This is a genomic window from Brevibacterium rongguiense, assembly GCF_009857845.1.
Classification (GTDB): Bacteria; Actinomycetota; Actinomycetes; order Actinomycetales; family Brevibacteriaceae; genus Brevibacterium; species Brevibacterium rongguiense.
In genome coordinates this window covers 61,696-68,159 of record NZ_WWEQ01000011.1, presented here as the reverse complement: position 1 = coordinate 68,159, position 6,464 = coordinate 61,696, and the positions used below count along the sequence as shown (strand labels likewise).

Sequence of the window (6,464 nt, the reverse complement as noted above, 5' to 3'; positions counted from 1 at the left end):
CCGGCCGACGCCCCCGCCCGGCCCACGGCCCCCGGGCACGGGGGCGCGCCGGCGGCGGGCGCCGCGCCCGCCCGCGAGGTGGGCTTCGGCCCGGAGACCTCCCAGCTGCCCATCGTCGCCGATCCCGCCGACGAGGACCCGGGCAGCGAGTTCTCCCAGCGCTCGTTCGGCTTCTTCGGTGCTGTGACCTCGGCCATCTCGATCGTGCCCCAGGTCGATCGTCCGGAGGGTGAAACAGGTCACGGTCCCCCCGCGCGCTGATGTATAGTCGTCCCTCCGCCCCGTGGGACCCATGGGGCGGGCGGGCCGCAGCCTAGGCCCGCAGCGCGGACAGCGCCGTCTGCGCCTTCAGCTCGATTCGGAGGGGACGGTGCCATGCCATCGACGACACCCAGCGGCCTGCCGCACTCTGCGCTGCCCGGCGCCCGCGGACTCTACGACCCCGCCGAGGAGCACGATGCGTGCGGTCTCGCCCTCATCGTGCGCTACCGCGGCGCTGCCGACCACCTCGTCATCGAGCAGGCGCTCACGGCGCTGCGCAACATGGAGCACCGCGGCGGCGTGGGGGGCGACGAGGGCACCGGCGATGGCGCCGGGATCACCCTGCAGCTCCCGCACGCGTTCTTCGCCGAGGCCACGGACTTCGAGCTGCCCGAGCCGGGCGCCTACGCCGCAGGCACGGCCTTCCTCGACGCCGGGGATCCGCAGGCCGGGCGCGCCACGGTCGAGGCGCTGGCAGCCGAGGAGGGCCTGCGGGTGCTCGGCTGGCGCGAGGTCCCCGTCGCCCCCGAGGTGCTCGGCGCCGCCGCGCGCGCCATCATGCCCGCCTTCTGGCAGGTCTTCGTCGCGATCGACCCCGCCGTGCCCGTGCCCACGGACGAGTCCGGGCGCCCGGGCGAGCGGGAGCTGACCCGGCGGGCCTTCATGGCCCGCAAGCGCAGCGAGCGCGCGGGCGTGTACTTCCCCTCGCTCTCACCCGCCACGATCACGTACAAGGGCATGGTCTCCACCGGCCAGCTCGCGCCCTTCTACCCGGACCTCGAGGACCCGCGGCTCGTCAGCCGGATCGGCCTCGTCCACTCCCGGTTCTCCACGAACACGTTCCCCTCGTGGCCGCTGGCCCAGCCGTTCCGGATGATCGCGCACAACGGCGAGATCAACACGGTGCGCGGCAACCGCAACTGGATGCGGGCGCGCGAGTCCCAACTCGCCTCGGAGGCCCTGGCCTCGCCCTACTCCGACGGCTCGAATGCCGACCTCGAGCGGCTCTTCCCCATCGTGACGCCGGGCGGCTCGGACTCGATGTCGTTCGACGAGGTCCTCGAGCTCCTCGTCATGGGAGGCCGGTCCCTGCCGCACGCGGTCATGATGATGATCCCGGAGGCGTGGCAGAACGACCCGCGCATGAGCGCCCAGCGGCGCGCCTTCTACGAGTTCCACTCGCTCATGATGGAGCCGTGGGACGGCCCCGCCTGCGTGGCGTTCACCGACGGCACGCTCGCCGGCGCGGTCCTCGACCGCAACGGGCTGCGGCCCGCTCGCTACGTCATGACCGATGACACGGTCGTGCTCGCGAGCGAGGTGGGGGTCGTCGACCTGCCGCCGGAGCGCATCGTCAAGCGCGGGCGACTCAAGCCGGGCCGGATGTTCCTCATCGACACAGCCGCCGAGCGGATCATCTCCGATACGGAGATCAAGTCCCGCCTGGCCTCGGCCGAGCCGTACGCCGGCTGGCTCGAGGCCGGCACGGTGGCGATGGGCAACCTGCCCGACCGCGAGCACATCGTCCACCCGCAGTCCTCCGTCGCCCGCCGGCAGCGCACGTTCGGCTACACCGACGAGGACCTGCGCCTGCTCATCGGCCCCATGGCCCAGACGGCCGCGGAGCCGCTCGGCGCCATGGGCTCGGACACGCCGATCGCCGCGCTGGCCGACCGCCCGCGCCTGCTCTTCGACTACTTCGCCCAGAGCTTCGCGCAGGTGACGAACCCGCCGCTCGACGCGATCCGCGAGCAGCTCGTCACGAGCCTGTTTTCCGCGGCCGGCGGGGAGGCGAACCTGCTCGCGCCCGGACCCGACAGCGCGCGGCAGGTGCTGCTGCCCTATCCCGTCATCAACAACGACGAACTCGCGAAGTTCGCGCACATGACCGGCCAGCGCATCGGGCAGGCCGGCCGGCGGCCCGCGCGGGTGCTGCGGGGCCTCTACCGGCCGGGCGAGTCCATCGCCGCGCGCCTGGCGGAGCTGTGCGCGCAGGCGGACGAGGCGATCGCCGCCGGCGCCCAGTTCCTCATCCTCTCCGACCGCGACTCGAACGCCGAGTTCGCGCCGATCCCGTCGCTGCTGCTGACCTCCGCCATCCACCACCACCTCATCCGCCGCAAGACCCGCACGCAGGTCTCGCTGCTCGCGGAGGCGGGCGATGTCCGCGAGGTCCACCACATCGCGCTGCTCGTGGCCTACGGCGCCTCGGCCGTCAACCCCTACCTCGCCATGGAGACCGCCGAGCTCATGGTGCGCGAGGGCCGGCTGCCCGGGGTCAGCGAGTCCGCGGCCGTGCAGAACCTGCTGCGCGCGCTCGGCAAGGGCCTGCTGAAGATCATGTCGAAGATGGGCATCTCGACCGTGCAGTCCTACCACGCGCGCAGACCTTCGAGGCGGTCGGGCTGGACGCCCAGCTGCTCGAGGCCTACTTCACCGGCACGCGCACGAAGCTCCAGGGCACCGGCATGGCCGGCATCGCCCGCGAGGTCGAGGCGCGCCACGCCACCGCCTACCCCGCGGACCGGCCCGCGCTCGCGCACCGCCGCCTGGAGGTGGGCGGCGAGTACCAGTGGCGCCGGGAGGGCCCGCCCCACCTGTTCAACCCGGAGACCGTCTTCAAGCTCCAGCACTCCACCCGGGAGCGCCGCTACGACGTGTTCCGCGAGTACACGAGGGCCGTGGACGAGCAGTCCCGCGAGCTCATGACCCTGCGCGGGCTCTTCGACCTCGTGCCGCTGGACTCCGGGGCCGTCCCGCTCGAGGAGGTCGAGCCCGTCGAGTCGATCGTCCGGCGCTTCTCCACCGGCGCCATGAGCTACGGCTCCCTGTCGCAGGAGGCCCACGAGACGCTGGCGATCGCGATGAACCGCCTGGGCGGGAAGTCCAACACGGGCGAGGGCGGTGAGGACCCCGAGCGCCTGCTCGACCCGGAGCGCCGCTCGGCGATCAAGCAGGTCGCCAGCGGCCGGTTCGGCGTCACGAGCCTCTACCTCACCCACGCGGACGACATCCAGATCAAGATGGCCCAGGGCGCCAAGCCCGGTGAGGGCGGCCAGCTGCCCCCGGGCAAGGTCTACCCCTGGGTCGCCCGGACGCGCCACGCGACGCCCGGTGTGGGGCTCATCTCACCGCCGCCCCACCACGACATCTACTCCATCGAGGACCTCGCGCAGCTCATCCACGACCTCAAGCGCGCCAACCCGGCCGCCCGGGTGCACGTCAAGCTCGTGTCCTCGGCCGGGATCGGGACCGTGGCATCCGGCGTGGCCAAGGCCAACGCCGACGTCGTCCTCGTCTCCGGCCACGACGGCGGCACGGGCGCCAGCCCGCTCAACTCGCTCAAGCACGCGGGCACCCCGTGGGAGCTGGGCCTCGCAGAGGCGCAGCAGACCCTCGTGCTCTCCGGCCTGCGCGAGCGCATCAGCCTGCAGGTCGACGGGCAGCTCAAGACCGGCCGCGACGTGCTCATCGCGGCCCTCATGGGCGCCGAGGAGTTCGGCTTCGCCACCGCACCCCTCGTGGTCTCCGGGTGCATCATGATGCGCGTGTGCCACAAGGACACCTGCCCCGTGGGGGTCGCGACCCAGAACCCCGAGCTGCGCCGCCGCTTCTCCGGCAAGCCGGAGTTCGTCGTGAACTTCTTCGAGTTCATCGCCCAGGAGGTCCGCGAGCTGCTCGCCCAGCTGGGCTTCCGCAGCCTCGACGAGGCGATCGGGCGCGTCGAGCAGATCAACGCGGACGCGGCGATCGGCCACTGGAAGGCCGATGGGCTCGATCTGGCCCCGGTGCTCGCCGCGCCCACCCTCACGGACGGCACGGTCGCCGACTCGCGCCGCTCCGGGGGCGGCCAGCGCCACGGGATCGACGACCACTTCGACCAGCAGCTCATCCGGGCCGCGGCCCCGGCCCTCGAGCGCCGGGAGCCCGTCGTCATCGACGCCCGGGCGACCAACGTCGACCGCTCGATCGGCACGCTGCTCGGCAACGCGGTCACCCGCGCCTGCGGCCTCGACGAGCTGCCGGAGGGCACGATCCGCGTGCGCCTGAGCGGCTGCGCCGGGCAGTCGCTGGGCGCCTTCCTGCCCGCCGGGGTGAGCCTCGAGATGTGCGGCGACGCCAACGACTACGTCGGCAAGGGGCTCTCTGGGGGCACCGTCAGCGTCTTCCCGGCACCGGGCGGGCGCGGGCGGCCCGAGGACAGCGTCATCGCGGGCAACGTCATCGGCTACGGCGCCACGGGCGGCACGATGTTCCTCAACGGCCAGGTGGGGGAGCGGTTCCTCGTGCGCAACTCCGGGGCGACCGCGGTCGTCGAGGGCATCGGCGACCACGGCCTCGAGTACATGACCGGCGGCACGGCCCTGGTCCTGGGAGCCGTCGGCCGCAACTTCGCCGCGGGCATGTCCGGCGGCACCGCCTACATGCTCGACTTCAACCCCGCCCGGATCAACCCCGCCGACCGCGCGGCCGGGGCGTTCTCGCTCAGCTCGCTGGCCGCCGAGGACGCGCTGACCGTGCGCGACCTGCTCCTCGAGCACGCGGCGCGCACGGATTCGCCGCTGGCCGCCTCGCTCCTCGAGCAGATGGAGCAGGGCGAGGACGTGTTCAGCCGGTTCACCAAGCTCGTGCCCGTCGAATACGCGAGCGTGCTGGAGATCCAGCAGATGTGCGAGCAGACCGGCCTCGACCCGGAGGGCGACGAGGCATGGGAGAGGATTCTGGAGGTCAACCATGGCTGATCCGCGCGGCTTTCTCAAGGTCCGCGAGCGCGAGCTGCCGGCCAAGCGGCCGGTGGCGCTGCGGCTGCTCGACCATCGCGAGATCGGCACGCAGCTGGGCCGCGAGGCATTCATCGGCCAGGCCGGCCGGTGCATGGACTGCGGTGTGCCGTTCTGCCACCAGGGCTGCCCGCTGGGCAATCTCATCCCGGAGTGGAACGAGGCGATGTGGGTCGACGACCTGCCGCGCGCCGTGGACCTGCTGCACTCGACGAACAACTTCCCCGAGTTCACCGGCCGCGCGTGCCCCGCGCCGTGCGAGGACTCCTGCGTGCTGGGGATTAACCAGCCGCCGGTGACCATCAAGAACATCGAGGTCACGATCGTCGACCGCGGCTTCGAGGAGGGCCTCATCCGGCCCTTCGTCCCGGAGCGCATCACGGGGCGCACGGTTGCCGTCGTGGGCTCGGGCCCCGCGGGGCTCGCGGCCGCCCAGCAGCTCACCCGGGCCGGGCACACCGTCGTCGTCTACGAGCGCGAGGACCGCGTGGGCGGCCTGCTGCGCTACGGCATCCCGGAGTTCAAGCTCGAGCACGCCCAGATCGACCGGCGCGTCGCCCAGCTGGAGGCGGAGGGCACGCGCTTCCGCACGAACTGCGAGGTGGGCCGGGACATGAGCTGGGCGGACCTGGACGAGCGCTTCGACGCGGTCGTCATCGCCACCGGCGCCGAGGTGCCGCGCGAGCTGCCGCTGCCCGGACGCGAGCTGTCCGGCATCGAGTACGCGATGGACTACCTCGTGCCGGTCAACCGGCAGCAGCACGGCGACCCCGAGCCGGTCATCGACGCGCGCGGCAAGCACGTCGTCATCATCGGCGGCGGCGATACGGGCTCGGACTGCCTGGGCACGGCGCTGCGCCAGCAGGCGGCCTCCGTCACGACGCTCGCGATCGGTGAGGAGCCGCCCCGGGAGCGCCCCGCGCACCAGCCGTGGCCGACCACCCCCCGGCTGTTCGAGGTCTCCACCTCGCACGAGGAGGGCGGCGAGCGGCGCTTCCTCGCCTCGACCGTGCGCTTCATCGGCGACGAGGACGGCGCCGTGCGCGCCCTCGAGGTGGCCCGGACCGCATTCACGGAGACCGGGCGGGCGCCCGAGGAGGGCACGGAGGAGGAGCTGCCGGCCGACCTCGTGCTCATCGCGATGGGCTTCACGGGACCGCACGCGCAGGCACTCGAGTCCTTCGGGATCGAGTTCTCCGGCCCCACGATCGGCCGCGACGAGGGCTATGCGACGAACCAGCCGGGGGTCTTCGCGGCCGGCGATGCGGGGCGCGGCCAGTCGCTCATCGTGTGGGCGATCGCGGAGGGCCGCGCGGCGGCCGCCGCCGTGGACGCCCACCTCACCGGGCAGACCCTGCTGCCCAGCCCGGTCCGCCCCTCCGATGTCGCACTGGCGGCGCCCCGCCCGGTATCGTTGTGAGC

At 73.0% G+C, this 6,464-nt stretch carries 1 protein-coding gene and 2 pseudogenes; all 3 read left to right on the top strand.

The window, feature by feature from the left end:
- Positions 1-261 (top strand): annotated as a pseudogene (locus GSY69_RS14140) (hypothetical protein); the annotation flags it as partial.
- Positions 262-375: 114 nt separating this feature from the next.
- Positions 376-5,003 (top strand): annotated as a pseudogene (gltB, locus tag GSY69_RS04215) (glutamate synthase large subunit).
- Positions 4,996-6,462, top strand: a complete 1,467-nt coding sequence (locus GSY69_RS04210) for a glutamate synthase subunit beta (protein ID WP_160952629.1) — start codon at positions 4,996-4,998, stop codon at positions 6,460-6,462. The pseudogene gltB and the gene GSY69_RS04210 overlap by 8 nt, the downstream one beginning before the upstream one ends.
- The last annotated feature ends 2 nt before the right edge of the window (positions 6,463-6,464 follow it).